Consider the following 20,273-nt stretch of genomic DNA (forward strand, 5'->3'; position numbering starts at 1 on the left):
GGGTCCTCGGCGGTGGCCGCCTCAGACGGAGCGGCTCAGGAATTCGTCGGCCAGCAGTTGGTTGCGGGGCAGGCCCGCGAGATAGAGCCGGCGGGCGAAGGCCTCGACCCGCTCCGGCCGCCCGCAGAGTAGGGCGACGGTTTGCCGGCTCACAAGCCGGATTTCGGCCAAAACAGCCTGCAGCTGCGCCACCGTCACCAGCTCGACCGTGACGTTGGCATGCTCGGCCGCCAGCGCGTGCAAGGGCTCCGCCAGGTAGTGGCCGGCCTCGTCATGGGCCACGTGAATGAGCCGGATGGGGGCGGCATGATGCTGGCGCAGCGCCTCCCGCAACACACCCCAGATCGGTGCCAACCCCGTGCCGGCGGCCAGCATCAGCAGCGGCCGGGCATCCCAGGCCGGGTCGTAGTGCAGCGCGCCGCCGCGCAGCTCGCCCAGGCGCAGCGCATCCCCCGGCACCAGGGCCCGGGCGGCATCGCAGAAGGCGCCCGGCGCACGGCAATCGATGTGGAACTCCAGCCAGGGCGTCTCCCCCGGCAGGCTGGCCAGCGAGTAGGGCCGGGCCACGCCCTCCCCAGTCCACAACAGCAGGTGCTGGCCGGCGCTGTAGCGCAGCGGTCGTTGTGGTTCCAGGCGCAGGCGCAGTACCTCGCCCCCCAGCCAGTCACAGGCCGCGACCCGGGCCGGGATGCCGTCGCGCTGGGGGTCGAACAGCTCCACCGCCAGGTCCTGCACCACCAGGCACTGGCAGGCCAGGCGCCATCCCTGCTCGCGACGCTCGGCATCCAGCGCCTCCGGGCGCGCATCAGCCGGTTCGCCGGCGGTCACCCGCACCAGGCAGGCATGGCAGCTGCCGGCACGGCAACTGAACGGCACGCGGCAGCCACCGGCATTCAGGGCATCCAGCAGGTTGCTGGCGGGCGCCACGCTCCAGCGGCGCCCGGCGGCTTCGAGTTCAGGCACCCTGGATCTCCCATGCCGCATCGCAGCGGTTGCGGCCATTGCGCTTGGCCCGGTAGAGCGCCTGGTCGGCCCGCTGCAGGGCGTCGTCCAGGTCATCGTTGCAACCGATCAGGGTCATGCCGGCAGACAGGCTCAGCGCCCCCACCTGCACCCCCACCGGCTCGGCGCTGGCGAAGGCCTCCCGCAGCCGCTCGCAGCAGCTGGTCAGGCGGTCGGCATCGCAGTCGGGCAACAGCAGCACGAACTCCTCGCCACCGTAGCGGGCCAGGAGATCGCCATCGCGCAGGCAGGCCCGCGCCACGGCCGCGAAGGTCTGCAGCACCCGGTCGCCGGCCGCGTGACCATGCTGGTCATTGATGCGTTTGAAGTGGTCGAGGTCGATCAGCGCCAGGCCATGGAAACGGCCCGGCGGTACGCCCTTCATCTCCCGCGCCGCCATGCGCAGGAAGTGCCGGCGGTTGAACAGCCCGGTGAGTTCGTCGGTGGCCACCAGGTCTTCCAGCTGGCGCATCATCCCGCGCAGCGTGTCCTGGTGGGCCTGCAGGGCGAAGCGCCGCTGACGCATGCGCTGGCGCATCGCCTGGACATAGCTGGCGAACAGCCCCAGCCACACCAGCAGCACGAACAGCGCACACACCTGCAGCAGCGCCAAGGCCGGCGACTGCAGGCGCATCTGGTACGCCTCCAGCAGGTTCAGGCCGGCGAAGGCCGTCAGCCCGAAGCCCGCACAGCGCAGGAATACCCGTGGCGGCAGCTGGAACACGCCGAACAGCAGGATCAGCACATACACCACCAGCAGTGCGCCCCGGGCCGCGCCCAGGTCGGCCATCAGCAGGGTGTGCCAGGTCATGGCCACAAGGATCTGCGCCTCGGTCAGGCTGGGGTCGGGGAAACGCAGGTTGCGGCCGCTGCGCAGGAGCGCGAAGAACACGAGTTGGGAAATGACGATGAGTCCGGTGAAGCCCAGCGCCACCCAGGGCGAGCGCTGGTAGAAACCACCCAGCACCGCCAGCCAGAACAGCAGCAGCACGAGCGCATAGGTTGCCACTGCCATGCCGAAGCGCTTCAGCAGCAGGCTTTGCAGGCCCCGTTGGGTGGACCCTCGACTGGATGTGCTCATGGGCTCCGTCCCGTGCTGGCACGATGCCGCCACTCTACGCGCGTGAAAACGAAAAACCTAGGGGACGCAAGCGGTTCGCCGAGCGCCCGGGGTCGACTCTTGGCGGGTGTGCCCGGCCTTGAGCACGCGGTATACTTCCGCGCCATTTTCACCCCCAATCCAATGCGCGCCGGGTCGTGGTCCGGCGCTTCCTGATGTTCCCGAATTGAAGAGGAGCGCACCCATGACCGTGATCAAGCAGGACGACCTGATTCAGAGCGTCGCCGACGCCCTGCAGTTCATCTCCTATTACCACCCCGTCGACTTCATCCAGGCCATGCACGAGGCCTACCTGCGCGAAGAGTCGCCCGCCGCGCGCGACTCCATGGCGCAGATCCTGATCAACTCGCGCATGTGCGCCACCGGCCACCGCCCCATCTGCCAGGACACCGGCATCGTCACCGTGTTCGTCCGCGTGGGCATGGACGTGCGCTGGGACGGCGCCACCATGAGCGTCGACGACATGATCAACGAGGGCGTGCGCCGCGCCTACAACCTGCCGGAGAACGTCCTGCGCGCCTCCATCCTGGCCGACCCGGCGGGTGCCCGTAAGAACACCAAGGACAACACCCCGGCGGTGATCCACTACTCCATCGTCCCCGGCAACACCGTGGAAGTGGACGTGGCCGCCAAGGGCGGTGGCTCCGAGAACAAGTCGAAGATGGCCATGCTCAACCCGTCCGACTCCATCGTCGACTGGGTGCTCAAGACCGTCCCGACCATGGGCGCCGGCTGGTGCCCGCCGGGCATGCTCGGCATCGGCATCGGCGGCACCGCCGAGAAGGCCGCGGTGATGGCGAAGGAAGTCCTGATGGACCCGATCGACATCCACGAACTGAAGGCCCGTGGCCCGCAGAACAAAATCGAGGAAATGCGCCTCGAACTGTTCGAGAAGGTCAACCAGCTGGGCATCGGCGCTCAGGGCCTGGGTGGCCTGACCACCGTCCTCGACGTGAAGATCATGGACTACCCGACCCACGCCGCCTCGCTGCCGGTGTGCATGATCCCCAACTGCGCCGCCACCCGTCACGCCCACTTCGTGCTCGACGGTTCCGGCCCGGCCGCCCTGGAAGCGCCGCCGCTGGACGCTTACCCGGAAATCGTCTGGGAAGCCGGCCCGAGCGCCCGCCGCGTCGACCTCGACAGCATCACCCCCGAGGACGTGCAGAGCTGGAAGCCGGGCGAGACCCTGCTGCTCAACGGCAAGATGCTCACCGGCCGCGACGCCGCCCACAAGCGCATGGTCGACATGCTCAACAAGGGCGAAGAACTGCCGGTGGACCTCAAGGGCCGCTTCATCTACTACGTCGGCCCGGTCGATCCGGTCGGTGACGAAGTGGTCGGCCCGGCAGGCCCCACCACCGCCACCCGCATGGACAAGTTCACCCGCCAGATCCTGGAAAGCACCGGCCTGCTGGGCATGATCGGCAAGTCCGAGCGTGGCCCCATCGCCATCGAAGCGATCAAGGACAACAAGGCCGTGTACCTGATGGCCGTCGGCGGCGCCGCCTACCTGGTGGCCCAGGCGATCAAGAAGTCCAAGGTCCTGGCCTTCGCCGAACTCGGGATGGAAGCCATCTACGAATTCGACGTGAAGGACATGCCGGTCACCGTCGCCGTCGACACCAACGGCGAGTCAGTGCACATCACCGGCCCGGCGATCTGGAACAAGAAGATCGCTGAAAACCTCGCGGTGGAAGTGAAGTAAGCCACACCGCAATTGAAAAGCCCGGCCTCGCGCCGGGCTTTTTCTTGGCGCTCTTCCGGTAACGCGCTGCTGATCAGTTGACCGCCAAGCGGATTCCAGACGCCAACCTACTGCCCACCAAATCCCCAAAACGGGACCCACATCCTCATATGACCAAACGGTCAGTTTCAGGAGTGTGAGCCCATGCACAGTTGTACTCCGACCAGTCGAACGGACGTGCCGCTTTCCTTATTCTCTCGCCCGCTTGTCGGGTCTCCCCCAGGCAGGTCGCCATAGGAAACCAACACGTCGCATGGATGCGCAGCAGTCTGTCGAGCTTTCTCTATGCCCTGGACCTTTGCCCTCTCCCTGCGCCTTCCGGCCGGCACGCGGCTGCCCGTAGCCGATTGCCCGAGCATCCGGGAGCCCCGCCGATGAGCCTGTGCCTGCCCCGTCGCCTGGCCCGCCTCGCCTGGGCCTGCCTGTTGCTGTGCCCGCTGCTGTGGGCAGAGCCGGCCAGCCAGGACGGCGAGGAGCGCTGGACCATCAACATGCGCGACGCCGACATCCGCGACTTCACCGAGCAGGTTGCCAGCATCAGTGGCCAGACCCTGGTGCTCGATCCTCGGGTCAAGGGCCAGGTCACCGTCATTTCCGAATCGCCGCTGACCCTCAGCGAGGTCTACCAGCTGTTCCTCTCGGTGATGAGCACCCACGGCTACAGCGTGGTCACCCAGGGCAACCAGGCGCGCATCGTGCCCGATGTGGAGGGCCGCAGCGTGGCCAACAGCCCCGTCGGCAGCGGCCCGGAAACCCTCGAGACGCGCCTGCTGCAGGTGCAGCAGACGCCGGTCAACGAACTGCTCCCGCTGATCCGCCCGCTGGTGCCGCAGAACGGTCACCTGGCGGCCATCCCCTCCAGCAACTCGCTGATCGTCAGTGACAAGCGCGCCAACATCGAACGGCTGATCGCGCTGATCGCCCAGGTGGACAGCGCCGGAGCCAACGACAGCGTGTTCTACGACCTCAAGCACGCCTGGGCCCGCGACGTCGCCGCGATGCTGCAGGAGAGCCTGCGGCGCGGGCAGCCGGCCGGCAACGGCAACGCCCAGGTGATCGCCGACCCGCGCACCAACCGCCTGCTGCTGCTCGGCCCGCCCGAGGCCCGCGAGCGCCTGCTGAAGATGGCCCGCCAGCTGGACACCCAGCCTGTGCGCTCGGCCAACACCCGGGTCGTGCGCCTGCGCCATGGCGACGCCAAGGACCTGGCCAAGACCCTCAGCGACCTCTCCGAGCAACTGCGCGGCACCGCCTCGCCCACCACCACCCAGGCCCCGGTGCTGATCCGCGCCGACGAGGGGATCAACGCCCTCATCCTGATGGCCGAGCCGGACATGGTGGCGCAGCTGGAAGACCTGGTGCACCAGCTCGACGTACCCCGCGCCCAGGTGCTGGTGGAGGCCGCCATCGTCGAGATGTCCGGCGACGTCAGCGAGGCCCTCGGCGTGCAGTGGGCCATCGACGGGCGCTCCGACAGCGGCCCCATCGGCGGCAGCAACTTCAGCAACACCGGGCTCTCGGTGGGCACCCTGCTCGGCGCCATCGACGCCAAGACCCCGGTCAGCCTGCCCGACGGCGCCATCGTCGGCATCGGCAACAAGAACTTCGGCGCGCTGATCACCGCCCTCTCCGCCAACGGCAACAGCAACCTGCTTTCCACCCCCAGCCTGCTGACCCTGGACAACCAGAAGGCCGAGATCCTCGTGGGGCAGAACGTGCCCTTCCAGACCGGCTCCTACACCACCGACGCCGCCGGGGCCAACAACCCCTTCACCACCATCGAGCGCAAGGATGTCGGCGTCACCCTCAAGGTCACCCCGCATATCAACGAAGGCGGCACCCTGCGCCTGGTGATCGAGCAGGAGATCTCCTCCATCGCCCCCAGCACCGGCGCCGCCTCCCGCGCGGTGGACCTGGTCACCAACAAACGCATGATCAAGAGCACCGTACTGGCCGACAACGGCCAGGTGATCGTGCTCGGCGGCCTGATCCAGGACGACGTCACCCGCAGCGAGAGCAAGGTACCGCTGCTGGGCGACATGCCCCTGGTGGGCGGCCTGTTCCGCTCCAGCAAGGACGTCAACGTCAAGCGCAACCTGATGGTCTTCCTGCGGCCCAGCGTGGTCCGCGACGGCAACCGCCTGGCCGACCTCAGTCAGGAGAAGTACCTCGACCTGCGGCAGCAGGCCGCCGGGCCAAACGCCCAGCGCAGCCTGCCCCAGGAGCCGGCGCAGCTGTTCAAGTCCACCCGCGCCGCCGCCCCGGTCGCGACGGCACCGGCACCAACACCGGCACCCGCGCCCAAGCCGGCTCCGGCTCCGGCTCCGGCTCCGGCTCCGGCCCAACCCTACGCCGCCCCGGCTGAAACGCCCCTGCAGCGCAGCGCCCACCCCGTGGTGGCCGCTACCCCGCCACCGGCACAGCCCCCGGCGCCTGCGGCTCCGGCCCAGCCTGCCGCCGCTCCGGCGCCAGCCCCGGCCGCCCCGCAGCGCTACAGCATCAACCTGATCGAAGGCAGCAGCGAGCAGTACATGCGCGCCCTGATGGCCCGCCACCCCGGCGCGCCTCTGCGCATACAGCATTCGCAGCGCAACGGCCAGGACTGGTACCGCATGTTCTACGGCGAATACTCCCAGGCCGACCTGGCCGAGCGCGCCCTGCGCGACCTGCCGGCCACGCTGCCCAGCCATCGGGGACGGGTCATGGCGCTCTAGCGCTCGCCCCGGCTCACAACAATCACAACAAAGCCGAACTGAAAGCGAGGGGACATGTTTCGCAAGCTCGTACTGATCTACGGACTGCTCAGCCTGGCCGGTTGCCTGGACCTGGGTGGCGGCGGGGGTGGCGGAGGCTCCAGCAACCCCGCCCCGCCGGCCACCAGCACCCCGGAGACGCCATCCCAGCCGCCCGCCGGTGGCGGTGGCACCCGCCCCGATCCGGAAACGCCCGAAACCCCGCAGCCACCGGTCACGCCCCCGGTTACGCCGCCCACCGAGCCGCCGGTCACCCAACCGGAGAACCGCTTCCCCGAGCCCAGTGCCGCCGTGGTGGATGAGGTCGGAGCCCTCGGCTTCTACGACCAGACCGCCGACGGCCAGCCGCGCCCGGTGCGCAACGACCTCACCGGCACCCTCGCGGCCATGCTGCAGTTCGTGCAGAGCCACTCGGTGGACCCGCAAGGCAACGAAGCGAAGAACATGCCGCGCCTGACCAGCGAGCGCGAAGCCCTGCTGCTGGTCACCCCCGACCCGGACCATCCCCTGCCCAGGTCCATGCGCGTGCAGGTGCTGGTGGACGGCGCCCTCAAGGGCGACCTGACACTGCGCCACCCCGACGAACTGTTCCGCGCCGACCGCACCGGCAGCGACGCCCGCCCCGACGTGGTGTATTCGCGCCGCGCCTGGTCCGCCGTGCTGCCCTGGGACTGGGTGGTGCCCGGCATGAGCCTGCAGCTCAGCGACGACCAGGGCCGCAGCGGCCAGCGCGGCGCCGAGGCCTTCGACTTCGCCCCGCCCGCCGAACTGCTGGTCCAGGCCATCCGCATCGGCATGCTCACCCCTGAGGTCCCGGGCGGCCAGCACTGGTTCAACACCCAGCCGGCCCAGGCCGCCACCGACTACTTCCAGACCGTGCCCATCGCCCGCATGGTGGCCAGCCGGTACGAGGACGTGCTGCTGCGCAAGGTCATGGTGGCCAACGGCACGATCTACGACGCCGACCATGGCCAGGCCAGTGCCACCACCGGCGACGTGTACAGCGGCGACATGCGCGAGAACACCGCCAAGTCCACCTTCAGCACCGGCATCAACCTGGCCAACTGGGGCATCACCAGCGCCGGCATGGCCAGCCAGGAACAGCCGCAGCTGACCAACTCGGCGGTCATCCACCACGCCCGCGGCCAGTACGCCAACGGCCCGGTCAACCACGGCCTCAGCGGCGGCAACGGCATCCTCACCCTGATCGACTCGGTGGGGAACGAGTTCAGCCACGAGATCGGCCACCACTACGGCCTCGGCCACTACCCCGGGCAGAGCGGCGACAACTACTTCTGGTCCGGTCACCACCACGACAGCGGCTGGGGCTACATCGCCTACCGCAAGCGCATGCGCGCCAACCTGCACTGGACCCGCGCCAAGACCGGCGGCCTCAACGGCATGCCGATCTACGCCGATGCCTACAGCTTCGCCACCGACGCCATGGCCGGCGGTAACTTCGCCAGCGGCCTGTCGCGCTACACCCACTACCCCGGCTACAGCACGCGGCAGAAGATCCAGCCGGCACTGAACCGCGCCGTCTGGGCGCCCGATTCCCCCACCGGTTACCGCAAGTGGGACGCCACCAGCCGCAAGATGGAGGTGTTCCAGCCGAAGACGCCGACCTCACGCACCGTCTGGTACAACAGCGCCGAAGGCAACTACCGCAAGCCGCGCCTGTTCGGCGTCCCGGTCATCACCCTGCTCGGCGGCTACGACCCGGAGACCGGCGCCGCCGTGCTCTACCCGGCCCTGCGTGGCAACTGGGGCCAGGTCTACGACCTGCCGCCGCCCGACGCCGCTGCCACCAGCCGGCAATGCTGGCTGGAGGTCAGCTTCGCCAACGACAGGACCCAGCGCATCGCCGTCGCCCCCACGCGCCTGGGCAGCAACGCCAACAAGCTGCACGTCAACCTGGCCCAGGCCGAACAGCCCGTCGCGGCGGCCCTGCAATGCCGCGACACGGCCGGCGCCGCCACCACCGAACTGGCCAGCGTGATCATTCCCCAGGGCCTGCCCGCCCTGCCGCCGCCGGTGATCGTCGGTCGCGAAGCCGGCTTCCAGGCCCTGCGCCAGGAAGAACTGCCCCAGCTCGACGCCGCCCTCACGGCCCTCGCCGGCCAGCTCGTGCCCACCCTCAAGGGCAACGCACGGGTGCTCTTCGACAGCTACAGCGACCAGCCCGACGGCCTCTCGGCCACGGCCCAGCAGGTCCGATTACGCCTGCTGGACCAACAGGCCCGCGCCCTGCGTCTGAACCGCTGGCTCGACGCCTACGGCGCCCAGCTGGCCGGCAGCGCCGACGCCGGCCAGGCCCTGGATGCCCTGCTGACCACTCTGCAGTTCGACAGCCGCACCCTGCTGCCACCGCGCCAGGGCTTCGCCCTAGGCAACGGCAACTGCGTGCGGGTGGAACAGGTGGATGGCGCCTGGCAGCCCTACGTGCTGGCCAAGGCCCAGTGCACCGGCTCGGCGGAGGAACAGTGGCGGGTGGACGCCAGCGGTCGCATCCGCAGCGTCGCCCAGCCCACCCAGTGCCTGACCGCCAGCAACGACGTGGGCCTGAGTGCCTGCGACAGCCAGCAGGACGCCCAGGCCTGGGACTTCTCCGCACTGCCGCAGCTGAAGGCCGGCAGCCGCTGCCTGGACCTCTCCGGCGGCTACCTCACCAACGGGCGCGGCAAGCTGATCCTCTACGGCTGCACCGGCGGCGCCAACCAGAAATGGTACGGCCCCACCCTCAGCGACAACGGCCTGCTGCCGCTGCTGCAAAGCCGCAACATCGCCGCCTTCACCGCCTATGCCGAGCAACGCGCCCAAGCCGTGGCCCCCTGAGGCCCACCGGCGCCGGGCCTCGTGGGGCCTGGCGCTGCTGCTGGCACTGCCCCTGCCACTGACCGCAGTGGAACTGCCCACCGCGCTGCTGACCCCACCCCGGCTGCACCTGCAGCCGCTGGGGGCACTGCCCGGCCTCAGCGCATGGCGCCTGCACGGGGTGTTCAGTCGGGGGGATGGCCAGGGCAGCGCCACCCTCAGCCTTGAAGACGGGCCGCCCTTCAGCGTCCGGACCGGCGACCGCCTGCCCGGCGGCGTCGAGGTGCTGGCGATCCAGCGCGACCGCCTGCTGCTGCGGCGCGGCCGAGAACTCGGCGAACTGGTGATCCTGGGCCGCGCGCCGGGCACGGGCGACAGCGCCGTCGCCTCCATGGCCAGCGAGGCCCCCGGCAACCTGCCCAGCCTGCCGCCCGACTGCGAAGCCTTCGCCCTCGGAGGCGTCCCCCTGGACGAACTGCAGGCCCTGGGCGGATGCCCGTCGCTGGCGGAATAGTGGTTGAGAAGTTTTGCCTAGCTACTCACCCAAGAAACGTCTGCGTTCATCCCCATCGCCTGAAGAGAAACAGAAGCCCGGCGCGCAGATCGAATTCACCGTGGGCTCGGATGGTCGGGCAGGGGTAGCGCCCCTTCAGGAGGCCGAGCGGAATCATTGCGGAGCGGGTTGAGCGACATGGATGTCGCGAGAGCGCTGTCGGGCCATGGATGGCCCGTCAGCGCGTACCCGTGGAGTGATGATGGAGAGAGGGGACCCGACGCAGTCGGGCCGGATGCAGGGGCAAGTTTTTTGATTCCTTTTCAACGATTGGAAAAGGGATTCGCCCGGGAGGGCGAAACAGAAAACACCAGCAGAACTCGTTAAACGGCTTGGCAGCCAAAGCTCATGACAGCTGCATGGTCGGCAGGCCAAACACAAAGCTGTGCTAACTCCTCACACGCTCGAACTGCTCCGGCCAGTCCCGCCGGGTGAACACCTGCCCCTCCCGCCTTACCCGGCGCACCTCCTCCAGGTCCAGCTCGGCCAGCAACCAGCGACTGCCGTCCGGGCACAGCTCGGGGCTCTCGGCGATCACGCCGTTGCTCGGCATGCCGTAGTCCGGCGGCACATAAAGGCCGGCGCGGCCGATGTTCTCGTCCAGCGCCGGAGACCAGGGTGCCAGCCCCACGGTGGGCGACTGCAGCACGGCGATCTGGCTTTCCAGGGCGCGGGCCTGGGCGCCGATGCGCACGCGGTGGTAGCCGGCCTCGGTGTCGGTGCAACTGGGGGCGAGGATCAGGTCGGCGCCGCCCTCGGCCAGGGTCCGCGCCAGCAGGGGGAACTCGTTGTCGTAGCAGATGAGGATGCCCAGGCGCCCGAACGCCGTGTCGAACACCCGCAGCCCCTGCCCCGCCGCGATGTGCCAGTGCTCGCGCTCGAAGCGGGTCATCATCAGCTTGTCCTGGTGGCCCAGCTCGCCGTCCGGGCCGTAGAACCAGGCGCGGTTGCGGTACTGCCCGTCGGCATCGCGCACCGCCACCGAACCGGGCTGCAGGTAGACGCCGAGGCGCCGCGCCAGGTCCGCGCACAGCGCCCGCCAGGCGGGCAGCAGCGGCTGGATGCCGTCGATGGAGGCCTGCAGGTCGCCGCGCTGGGCCGGCGGCAGTTGCCCGCTCAGCACCAGACCGGCGTACTCCGGCAGCAGCAACAGCTCCGCGCCCTCGCCGGCAGCGGCCTCGCACAGGGTGGTGAGGTGCTCGGCGTAGGCGTCCCAGGTGTCGAAGAGGTCGATGTGGTATTGGCAGGCGGCGATCTTCACGGGGTCAGCTCCTTCAGCCAGAACGACATGGGCTTGGCGCTTTCCTCGCGCTCGTCCAGGTCGCGCCAGTGGTATTCGGTGCGCAAGGCGGGATGGTGGCGGTAGCCGCGACGGGCCCAGAACCCGTGCAGCGGCTGGTAGCCGGGCGGGCGGCGCGGGTGGTCGTCCGGGCGCTCCACGGCGCAGAAGGCGCACCAGTGGAAACGCCCCAGCGCACGGGCATAGGCCTCGCGCTCGGCGAAGAAGCGCACGCCCAGGCCGCCGCCCCGGTACGCCGGCAACAGCACCGACTCCCCGAAGTAGAAGATCCGCGCCGGGTCCCAACCCTGGTCAAGGAAGGGCCGCTGGAAGGCGTCGGTCTCGTCCGCCAGGGGCAACCCGGTGGAAGCCCCGACCACCCGGCCCTGGTCGAACACCAGCACGAACAGGCTCTCGGCGGACTCGGCGTAGGTGGCCAGGTAGCGCGCTTCGTAGTCCAGGGTGCCGTCGTAGAGATAGGGGTACTCGCGGAACACCGTCAGGCGCAGCCGTGCGAGGTCGTCGATGAAAGGCGCGATGGCCGCGCCCTGGTAGCGTCGGATGTCCATGGTCGTCGTTTTGCCAGCCTCGATGACGCCCCTGGCTAAGAGCGGGGGCGGACAAGACCCTATCATGCAGCGCAACCCCGAACCGACCCATTTGCGACAGGACCTTGACCATGACCGCAGCCGAACTGGTGAAAGCCTATTACGACGCCTTCAACGCCGGGGACATGCCGGCCTTCCTCGCCCTGCTCAGCGAGGACGTGGTGCACGACATCAACCAGGGCGAGCGCCAGCAGGGCAAGGCGGTGTTCGCCGCCTTCATGGAGAAGATGAACCGCTGCTACAAGGAGCGCCTGACCGACATCGTCATCATGCCAAGCGCAGACGGCAGCCGCGTGGCCGCCGAGTTCGTGGTGCACGGGCAGTACCTGGTGGGTGACGAGGGCCTGCCGCCGGCACGCGGCCAGACCTACGTGCTGCCGGCCGGCGCCTTCTTCCACGTGCACGCCGGCAAGATCGCGCGGGTGACCAACTACTACAACCTGACCGACTGGATCGAGCAGGTCAGCTGAGGCCTCAGGCCAGCCAGAAGTACAGCAGCGTCAGGTTCGCCAGGGCGATCAGCCCGAACAGCGCCCAGGCCAGCAGCGCCACCGGCAGGCTGTTGGCGAACGGCCCCATCAACCGCCGGTCGCTGGTGAAGCGGATCAGCGGCCACAGCGCGAAGGGCAGTTGCAGGCTGAGCACCACCTGGCTCAGCACCAGCAGCTTGCCCACCGCCCCTTCCCCCAGCCAGAGCACCCCGGCGATCGCCGGGGCCAGCGCCAGTGCGCGGGTGATCAGGCGCCGCTGCCAGCAGGGGATCTTCGCCTGCAGGAAACCCTCCATCACCACCTGGCCGGCAATGGTGCCGGTGAAGGTGGAACTCTGCCCCGCCGCCAGCAGCGCGAAGCCGAACAGGAAGCTGGCCAGCGCACCGCCCACCAGCGGGTCCAGCAGGTGGTAGGCGTCCTGGATCTCCACCACCTCGGTGTGGCCGTTGCCATGGAAGGCGGCGGCCAGCACCAGGATGGCGCCATTGACCAGCAGCGCCAGGGACAGCGAGCCGATGGTGTCGAACCGGGCGAAGCGGATGGCGCTGCGCTTGCTGGCCTCGTCCTCGCCGTTGACCCGCGTCTGCACCACCGAGGAGTGCAGGTAGAGGTTGTGCGGCATCACCGTCGCCCCGAGGATGCCGATGGCCAGGTACAGCGGCTCCTGCCCGCTGAGCACCTCCCAGCTGGGCCGCAGCCCCGCCGCCACCTCTGGCCAGTGCGGCCGCACCAGCAGCAGCTCGATGAAGAAGCAGGCGCCGATGGTGGCGATCAGCCCCAGCACGATGGCCTCCAGCCGGCGGAAGTTGGCGCCCTGCAGCGCCAGCACGATCAGCGTGTCGAATGCCGTCAGCACCACGCCCACGGTCAGCGACACCCCCAGCAGCAGGTGAAAGGCCAGGGCCGCGCCGAGCACTTCGGCCAGGTCGGTGGCGATGATCGACAGTTCCGCCAGCAGCCATTGCCCCCGCGCCACGCCGGGGCGGTAGCGCTCGCGGCAGAGCTGCGCCAGGTCACGCCCGGTGGCGATGCCCAGCCGCGAGCAGAGGCTCTGCAGCACCATGCCCGACAGGCTCGCCAGCACCACCACGAACAGCAGCGCATAGCCGAAGCGCGACCCGGCCTCGATGGCGGTGGCCCAGTTGCCGGGGTCCATGTAGCCGACCGAGACCAAGAGGCCCGGGCCGAGGAACAGCATCAGCCGGCGACCCAGGGAGGCGCCTGAAGGAATGGTCACGCTGTGGCTGACGGCGGAGGGGCAGAACGGCGCAGTGGCCGTGGTGGGCAGCTTGTACATCGCGGAACGCGCCGGGAAGGGAGATAGCGCAGCTTAGACCCCTCACCGGCGCGGGCAAAGGCGTCGTGGSAACCGGCCGGGAGGCCGGTTGCCGGGTACGGATCAGAGCTTGGCTTCGAGGGCCTTGCGGATCGCGTCGGCGCGGGCGTCCACGTCGTCGACGTTGCTGAACGGGCGGAAGTTCAGGTCCAGCACGCCGCCGTCGAAAGCCACGCCGTCCTGGTAGGCGCTGGAGGGCGCAGTGGCCTCGTCGTAGCGCACCACCACCTTGCTCAGCTTGGCTTTCAGGGCCTGCTTGCCCATGTCGTCCACAGCAATGGCGGACAGGGCCTTCTGCAGGGGCACGAAGTAGATCTGGGTCCAGAAACCGTCCTGGGCGTAGTTGGCGGACTGGTCGGGCAGCGCAATGGTGTTCCATTGCACGTCCAGCGGCAGCTCGTAGCCGGCAGCGGCCTGGATGGCCTTGACCTGGTCGACGTAGACGCCCTGCTCGTAGGCGGTGATGGCGCGACGCTCGGCCAGGGACGGCTCGGCGAAGGCCGGCGCACCGGCCAGCAGGCAGGCAGCAAGGGCGGTGAGGGAGATGAAGCGTTTGGCAGCCATGAACAACTCCTGGGGCCATCGAACCCCGACAGCGAATGCAGCCGGTGGACGCGCGGCGGTGGCCTCCCTGCCACGCGCGGGGGCAAGACTAACCGAGTCGGCCGGGGCGATCCGCCGACCGCCTCATGTTTCGGACCAATCGGTCACCCGGTGCGGCGCGGGACCAGGCTCAGCCCGGCCGCCGTGCTGCGCTGGGCCAGGTAGCGGGTGCAGCTCACCCGCAGGAAGGAGGCGAAGTTCACCACCTCACCACGGTAGTCCATCACTTCGTCGTAGAGCTTGGTGATGAGCTGGTTGGTGGTCATGCCGTCCACCTCGGCGATCTCCCGGAGGATGTCCCAGAACTGGTTCTCCAGGCGCAGGGTGGTGACCACGCCCCGGATGCGCAGGGAGCGCGAGCGGGATTCGTAGAGGATCGGGTCGGCCTTTACATAGAGCTCGCACATGGGGTGGGTCCTTTATCGGGGGTCCTGAATCGTGCAGGGGCGGCTTCGGTCGCCCAGCGGTGCGCCACGGCGCCAGCGTGATGGTCGCGCCCCTGGCGCCGCACCGCAGTATGCAGGACGGCGCAGGGATTCTGCGCCTCGTTACAGGCTGATCCGCGTCCCCAGCACCTCGAGGAACTTCGCCAGCCAGGCCGAATGGGCCGGCCAGGCGGGGGCGGTGACCAGGTGGCCGTCCACGTGGGCGTGGTCCACGGCGATGTCGACGAACTCGCCACCGGCCAGGGCGACTTCCGGTGCGCAGGCCGGGTAGGCGCTGCAGGAGCGGCCCTTGAGCACGCCGGCGGCGGCCAGCAGTTGCGGGCCGTGGCAGACGGCGGCGATGGGTTTCTTCGCGGCGTCGAAGGCTTTCACCAGCTCGATCACCCGGGCGTTCAGGCGCAGGTATTCGGGGGCACGGCCGCCGGGGATCAGCAGGGCGTCGTAGTCCTCGGCGCGGACGCGGTCGAAGTCGAAGTTGAGGGCGAAGTTGTGGCCGGGCTTCTCGCTGTAGGTCTGGTCGCCTTCGAAGTCATGGATGGCGGTGCGCACGGTCTGCCCGGCGACCTTGTCGGGGCACACGGCGTGGACGGTGTGGCCGACCATACCGAGGGCCTGGAACGGCACCATGGTTTCGTAGTCTTCGGCGTAGTCGCCGACCAGCATCAGGATCTTCTTGGCTGCCATTGCGGGGTCCTCCCAGTCAGGGCTCAGGGTGACAAAGGTAGCCAATCATCCTCCCCCGTGTGGCCCCCTGGGTAACACCCGGCTACTACAGGGGCTGGCCGTTGGCGTCGATGCGCAGCAGCGGTTGCACCTGGCGGGTGGCGGCGATCTCCTGGCGGCCCAGCGCCTCGCCCACCAGCTGCAGCGGGCCGTCGCCCTGGGGCGGCAGCTCGGCGTTCTTCGGCGGCGGATTGAGCTCGTCGTAGCGCAGGTAGTAGGTGCCGCCGGCACCGGCCTCGAAGGCGAAGCTGGTGATCTGGGTGAAGTCGAAATAGCCGCCGGCCAGCAGCGTCCAGTAGGTGCCCATCAGCGGGCGGCGCATCTCCAGGCGGTAGTTGGCGACGTCGAACTCCAGGGCCAGGTAGCCGTTGCTCGGCAGGGTGCCGATCAGCCGCCCGTCGAGGAACAGCCCAGGCGCCTCCAGCTCCTGGTCGGCCCAGTCGCTGCGGGGGCGGTAGATGTAGACCAGGGCATGGTCGCCGTCCCGGGGCGCCAGCGCCTCGAAGGCCGGGCCGTCGGTGGCGCCGAAGAAGGCACCGGGGGTGGAACAGGCGGACAACAGCACGACCAGCAGGGGCAGCAGCAGCGGACGGCGCATGGGCACATCTCTCGTTATGGGGTACAGGGAGCGTAGCCGGCGGCGGGCCACTGCCGACACCCGACAAAGGTTCGGCTCAGCGGCGGCGGTCCAGCAGGTTCACCGCCAGGCGGTCGAGCCAGCCCCACAGGCGCTGGTAGAAGCGCTTGAGCAGCGGCCGTGCGTGCCAGTCCTCCAGGGTGATCTCGCGGCTGTCGTCGAAGTCGCGGCCGAGAGAGGCCGCCACCTGCTCGGTGAAGTGCCGGTCCAGGGCCTCGACGTTGGCTTCGAGGTTGAAGCGCAGGTTCCAGTGGTCGAAGTTGCACGAGCCGACGCTGACCCAGCCGTCCACCAGCACCATCTTCAGGTGCAGGAAGCGCGGCTGGTACTCGAAGATCCGCACGTTGGCCCGCAGCAGGCGCGGGTAGTAGCGCTGCCCGGCGAAGCGCACCGGCGGGTGGTCGGTGTTGCGCCCGGTGAGCAGCAGGCGCACGTCCACGCCGCGCCGGGCGGCCTTGATCAGGGCGCGGCGCACCTTCCAGCTGGGCAGGAAGTACGGCGTGGCCAGCCATACCCGCTCTTTGGCGTTGCGCAGGCTGCGCACCAGGGACTGGACGATGTCCAGGTGCTGGCGGGCGTCGGCGTAGGCCACCCGGCCCATGCCCACGCCGGCCGAGGGATAGGGCGGCAGGTGGCTGAGCCCCGGCGCCTCGTCCGGCAGCCAGGGACGGCGACGCAGGTTGGCCAGCCACTGGAAGTCGAAGATCAGTTTCCAATGCACCACCAGCGGCCCCTGGATCGCCACCATGGCCTCGTGCCAATGGCTTTCGGCCTCGCCGGGCTGCCAGAAGTCGTCGGTGGAGCCGGTGCCGCCCACGTAGGCGACGCGGTCGTCCACCACCAGGATCTTGCGGTGGTCGCGGTAGAAGTTGTTCGCCCCACGCCGCCAGCGGATGGGGTTGTAGAACTGCAGCAGCACACCGGCCTCGGCCAGCCGCCCGCGCAGGGCCTGGCCGAGCTTCTGGCTGCCGAAACCGTCGAACAGGCAGCGCACCTTCACCCCCCGCCGCGCGGCCTGGCAGAGCACCTCCACCAGGGCCTCGCTGCAACGGCCGTCCTCCACCAGGTAGAGCTCCAGGCTGACGTGATGCTCGGCCCGGTCGATGTCGGCCAGCATGGCGGGAAAGAAGCTCGGCCCGTCGATCAGCAGATCGAAGCGGTTGCCGGACTTCCAGGGGAAGATGTGGCCCATCAGCGCGCCGTGAAGATCAGCACGGCGCCCACCGGCACCGAGCTGCTGATGGAGGAGAGCCCCGCCAGTTGCTTGAGGGTGCCCAGGCCTTCCATCAGGCCGAAGTCCTCCGCCTGCAGCACCAGCGGGGCCAGGGTCACCACCTGGAAGCGGCGGTCATCCAGACGGGTGGCCAGCAGCTCGGCCTGGTACTCGTGCTCGCGGCCGTGCAGCGTCACCTTCAGCGGCAGGCGCAGCTCCAGCTGGGCGCCGGGGGCCAGGTCGGTGATGGGGCGCAGGTCGATCTGGGCGTGCACCTCGGCCTCGGGGTTGCGTTCGATCTCGAAGAACAGGTCGCGCAGGCGCTGGTCCCGCAGCGGGATGCCGGTGCTCACCGACTCCAGTTCGATGCGCAGGTGGGCCTTGCCGGTTTCGCCGATGCTGCCGTGCAGGGTGAGGAAACGGTGCACCTCGGAGAGGCTGCCGCCCTTGGTGGAGATGAAGGACAGCCTCGAGGACTCGTTGTCCAGGTACCAGCCCGCGTGGGCCGGCAGCACCAGGGCGCCCAGCAGGGCGAAGACGAGGGGAATGGACGTGCGCATGGGGACTCCTGTTGCAAATCGGCGCCACCTTAAACCGCCGGCCAGCGCACCTGCAAACCAGGGTCGCCGGCCCGTCGCCAGCAGGGCGAGGGCCGGCCTGTCCTTCGGATCAGAAGCTATAGACGTAGTTCAGGTACAAACGTTCGGCGTGGTGGGTGATGATGCCCGCCGGCCCGCGCGAGGCCTGCCGGCGGTCCACCCCGTCGGGCACGCCTTCGGTGTGGAAGCGGTTGTGCAGCCAGGCCAGGCTGAGCCCCTTGAGCGGCCCGTCGAAGCGGTACTGCAGCAGGCTCTGGAACTCCCGCCGGGAGAACTCGCGGTAGCCGGCGGCATGGTCGGAGAAGGCGTAGTGGCTGTCCAGCCGCAGCTGGGGCAGGCCGAAGGCGCTGAAGTCCATCCCGGCCATGAGCTTGACCATGGCCTCGTCCTCGGCGCCGAAGTAGTAGAACAGCTTGGCGCTGCTGTTCCAGGTGCCGTGGTCCTGGCGGAAGAACGGGCGGTCGAAGTCGCCACCCCGCACCCGGTTGTAGGCCGCCCCCAGGGTGTAGCTGGGCGTGCGGTACTTCAGCGACAGGTCGGTGTAGCGCGCCCGGTGCTGCCGCTCCGCCTCGAACAGGCCGCGCACGCCCTCGTGCTCGAACAGGCACCCGGCGTCCTGCTGTGCGCCGAGGGTGCCCGCGAGGTCGATGAAGCGCTCATCCCCCAGGGCCAGGCTGTGCTCCAGCTTGAGGGAGCCGACCTTGAGGTAGTCCTCGGCCAGGCTGTACTCGCCGGTCAGGCGGCTGGTGGTGGGCAGCGTCCACTCCACGGCCGCCAGGTGCAGCGCCTCGATGCGCTGGCCACGGAAGTTGCGCAGGGTGTCGGACCAGCCCGACTCGTTGCGCGCGCTGAAGCCGGTGAGCCGGCTGTAACGCAGGGCGCGGCCCTCGGCGCGCCACTCCAGGTCCGTCCCCAGGGTGGAGGGCGGCAGGATGCGGCTGAAGGGGTCGTCGTAGTACTGCCCGTAGCGCCGGCTCTTCTTGCCGAGCCCCAGTTGCAGGTAGCCGTCGGCCACCGGGAGCCGCCCGCGCAGGTAGGCCTCCACCGGCTTGGCGATACCGTGGGGCGACTGCACGCTGCGCCCGGCTTCCAGGTTGCTGATGCTGGTGGCCTCGTGGCCCACGTGCAGCCCATCGGCCAGGCCGTAGGCGTAGTCCACGCCGAACAGGTCGCGGTACCAGCCGGAGTTGAAGCTGAACAGGGCGGCCTGCACCCATTCGTCGCGGTTGGGGCCGACCTCGCCGCCGTCGTTCTCCTTCCAGTAGAACTGGCTGTAGCGCAGCGACGTGCGGCTGTCGTCGATGAAGGGTTCGGCATGGCACGCCCAGCCGGACGCCAGGCACAGCAGCCCGGCGAGGCCTTTCTCTCGCAGGTTCATCTCGTTGTCCTTCTTGTTGTTCTGGATGAAAGGTGAGGCTGTCCGGACAGGCAGGCCCATTGTGGGCGGCCGCCCCCGACGGGCAATCGAAATGGGTTCCACCGGGTGGAATGGCGGGCGGGCGATGGTGCAGGCGACAGGAAGCCGGGCAGGCCTGCCCGGCGGGAGGGTGGGCCGGCGGCCTAGGCCAGCCGGCCCTGCAACAGGTCGACGGTGCCGGCGAGGTCCTGCAGGTGCTGGCCGCTGACCCGCTCGACGCTGTCCTGGTCGCGGGGCCAGTGCAGGGCGACGCTGCCCACCACCCGCCCCTGGCGCCGCACCGGCAGGGCCACGGCGCGGATCAGGAAGGGCAGGCGCACGGCATATTCCCAGCTGCCCTCGGTGCGCTCGCCGTAGCCCTGGCGGTGGGCCTGTTCATGGACCCGCTGCAGCGCCTCGCCGGGCAGGCCATGGCGCGCGGCCAGGCGCTCCAGGTCGGTGGGTTCCAGGGCAGCGACGCAGGCCTTGCCCATGGCCGACTGGTGCAGGCTGGCCTTGAGCCCCACCACCAGGCGGTTGTTAGGGTAGCGCCGACGCAGCACCTGGGGCACGGCGCTTTCCACCACCAGCAGGTCGTCGCCGTCGAAGAACGACAGGTCGGCCACCAGGCCGGTGCGCTCGGCCAGCTCGCAGAGCAGCGGCGAGGCGCGCTCCACCAGTTGCCGCAGGAAGCGCTGCTGCGGGTCGCCGAACAGGCGCTCGGCGGTGAGCCGGTAGCGCCGGTCGCACAGCCCCCGGTACAGCCAGCCCTGCTCCTGCAGGGTGTGCAACAGGCGCGACACCGTGGCCTTGGGCAGGCCGGTGAGGTAGTGCAGCTCCTCCAACCCCAGGGCGTCATGGGCGCCCAGCAGTTCGAGGATGCCCAGGGCGCGCTCCACCGAACGCACCGTGCCGCTGTCTTCTCGTGTTTGCATACCCGCCTCCCCTCCCCC

Annotated in this window: 18 protein-coding genes; 5 read left to right on the top strand and 13 right to left on the bottom strand. The window is 69.4% G+C overall.

All coding sequences use genetic code 11. The features are described 5' to 3' along the window. Positions 1–21: 21 nt before the first annotated feature. Positions 22–963 carry an iron-sulfur-binding ferredoxin reductase gene (locus RTK35_RS26085; RefSeq protein WP_316909348.1) on the bottom strand — a complete coding sequence of 314 codons (942 nt, stop codon included), beginning with the start codon at positions 961–963 and terminating at the stop codon, positions 22–24. After that, positions 956–2,083, bottom strand: a complete 1,128-nt coding sequence (locus RTK35_RS26090) for a sensor domain-containing diguanylate cyclase (RefSeq protein WP_074971550.1) — start codon at positions 2,081–2,083, stop codon at positions 956–958. Before RTK35_RS26090 ends, RTK35_RS26085 begins: the two co-directional genes overlap by 8 nt. A 223-nt stretch (positions 2,084–2,306) precedes the next feature. On the opposite strand from RTK35_RS26090, the gene RTK35_RS26095 reads away from it, so the two are divergent. The 4 genes from RTK35_RS26095 (at position 2,307) to RTK35_RS26110 (ending at position 9,950) form a co-directional block, all read left to right on the top strand. Continuing rightward, positions 2,307–3,830, top strand: coding sequence for a fumarate hydratase (locus RTK35_RS26095; protein WP_316909349.1), 1,524 nt, complete (start codon positions 2,307–2,309; stop codon positions 3,828–3,830). Positions 3,831–4,243: 413 nt separating this feature from the next. Continuing rightward, on the top strand, positions 4,244–6,583 hold the full coding sequence (gene gspD / locus RTK35_RS26100; protein ID WP_316909350.1) for a type II secretion system secretin GspD: 2,340 nt from the start codon (positions 4,244–4,246) through the stop codon (positions 6,581–6,583). A 54-nt stretch (positions 6,584–6,637) separates the two neighbouring features. Continuing rightward, on the top strand, positions 6,638–9,457 hold the full coding sequence (locus RTK35_RS26105; RefSeq protein WP_316909351.1) for a M66 family metalloprotease: 2,820 nt from the start codon (positions 6,638–6,640) through the stop codon (positions 9,455–9,457). Beyond that, the gene (locus RTK35_RS26110; protein ID WP_316909352.1) at positions 9,423–9,950 is read left to right on the top strand and encodes a hypothetical protein; all 528 of its coding nucleotides are present in this window, start codon (positions 9,423–9,425) and stop codon (positions 9,948–9,950) included. Before RTK35_RS26105 ends, RTK35_RS26110 begins: the two co-directional genes overlap by 35 nt. 427 nt (positions 9,951–10,377) lie before the next feature. Here the strand turns inward: RTK35_RS26110 and RTK35_RS26115 are convergent, their stop codons facing one another. Both RTK35_RS26115 and RTK35_RS26120 read right to left on the bottom strand, forming a co-directional pair. Then, the gene (locus RTK35_RS26115; protein WP_074971555.1) at positions 10,378–11,250 is read right to left on the bottom strand and encodes a carbon-nitrogen hydrolase family protein; all 873 of its coding nucleotides are present in this window, start codon (positions 11,248–11,250) and stop codon (positions 10,378–10,380) included. Beyond that, complete coding sequence (locus tag RTK35_RS26120; RefSeq protein ID WP_316909353.1) at positions 11,247–11,837, bottom strand: GNAT family N-acetyltransferase; 591 nt, start codon at positions 11,835–11,837, stop codon at positions 11,247–11,249. Before RTK35_RS26120 ends, RTK35_RS26115 begins: the two co-directional genes overlap by 4 nt. 110 nt (positions 11,838–11,947) lie before the next feature. On the opposite strand from RTK35_RS26120, the gene RTK35_RS26125 reads away from it, so the two are divergent. After that, positions 11,948–12,346, top strand: a complete 399-nt coding sequence (locus RTK35_RS26125) for a nuclear transport factor 2 family protein (protein WP_044409344.1) — start codon at positions 11,948–11,950, stop codon at positions 12,344–12,346. A gap of 4 nt (positions 12,347–12,350) precedes the next feature. On the opposite strand, the gene RTK35_RS26130 is transcribed toward RTK35_RS26125, so the two are convergent. The 9 genes from RTK35_RS26130 to RTK35_RS26170 form a co-directional block, all read right to left on the bottom strand. Next, positions 12,351–13,664 (bottom strand): Nramp family divalent metal transporter, encoded by a 1,314-nt coding sequence (locus RTK35_RS26130; RefSeq protein WP_316909354.1) that lies wholly within the window; start codon positions 13,662–13,664, stop codon positions 12,351–12,353. Between the two features lie 102 nt (positions 13,665–13,766). Beyond that, positions 13,767–14,267: a hypothetical protein gene (locus RTK35_RS26135; RefSeq protein ID WP_205895634.1), complete on the bottom strand. Its 501-nt coding sequence runs from the start codon at positions 14,265–14,267 to the stop codon at positions 13,767–13,769. A 143-nt stretch (positions 14,268–14,410) separates the two neighbouring features. Further along, a complete protein-coding gene (locus RTK35_RS26140) occupies positions 14,411–14,713 on the bottom strand; it encodes a ribbon-helix-helix domain-containing protein (protein ID WP_044409347.1) in 303 nt (100 codons plus the stop codon). 141 nt (positions 14,714–14,854) lie between these two features. Beyond that, a complete protein-coding gene (locus RTK35_RS26145; RefSeq protein ID WP_044409348.1) occupies positions 14,855–15,436 on the bottom strand; it encodes a DJ-1/PfpI family protein in 582 nt (193 codons plus the stop codon). Between the two features lie 85 nt (positions 15,437–15,521). After that, on the bottom strand, positions 15,522–16,073 hold the full coding sequence (locus tag RTK35_RS26150) for a DUF2846 domain-containing protein (protein WP_044409350.1): 552 nt from the start codon (positions 16,071–16,073) through the stop codon (positions 15,522–15,524). 76 nt (positions 16,074–16,149) lie between these two features. After that, positions 16,150–17,307 carry a phospholipase D-like domain-containing protein gene (locus RTK35_RS26155; protein WP_074971559.1) on the bottom strand — a complete coding sequence of 386 codons (1,158 nt, stop codon included), beginning with the start codon at positions 17,305–17,307 and terminating at the stop codon, positions 16,150–16,152. Beyond that, the gene (locus RTK35_RS26160) at positions 17,304–17,885 is read right to left on the bottom strand and encodes a YceI family protein (protein ID WP_316909355.1); all 582 of its coding nucleotides are present in this window, start codon (positions 17,883–17,885) and stop codon (positions 17,304–17,306) included. The genes RTK35_RS26155 and RTK35_RS26160 overlap by 4 nt, the downstream gene beginning before the upstream one ends. 109 nt (positions 17,886–17,994) lie before the next feature. After that, positions 17,995–19,302, bottom strand: coding sequence for an OprD family outer membrane porin (locus RTK35_RS26165; RefSeq protein ID WP_316909356.1), 1,308 nt, complete (start codon positions 19,300–19,302; stop codon positions 17,995–17,997). Positions 19,303–19,484: 182 nt separating this feature from the next. Continuing rightward, positions 19,485–20,255, bottom strand: coding sequence for an IclR family transcriptional regulator (locus tag RTK35_RS26170; RefSeq protein WP_182851953.1), 771 nt, complete (start codon positions 20,253–20,255; stop codon positions 19,485–19,487). Positions 20,256–20,273 lie beyond the last annotated feature (18 nt).

Source organism: Pseudomonas sp. zfem003, assembly GCF_032621675.1.
Taxonomy (GTDB): domain Bacteria; phylum Pseudomonadota; class Gammaproteobacteria; order Pseudomonadales; family Pseudomonadaceae; genus Metapseudomonas; species Metapseudomonas otitidis.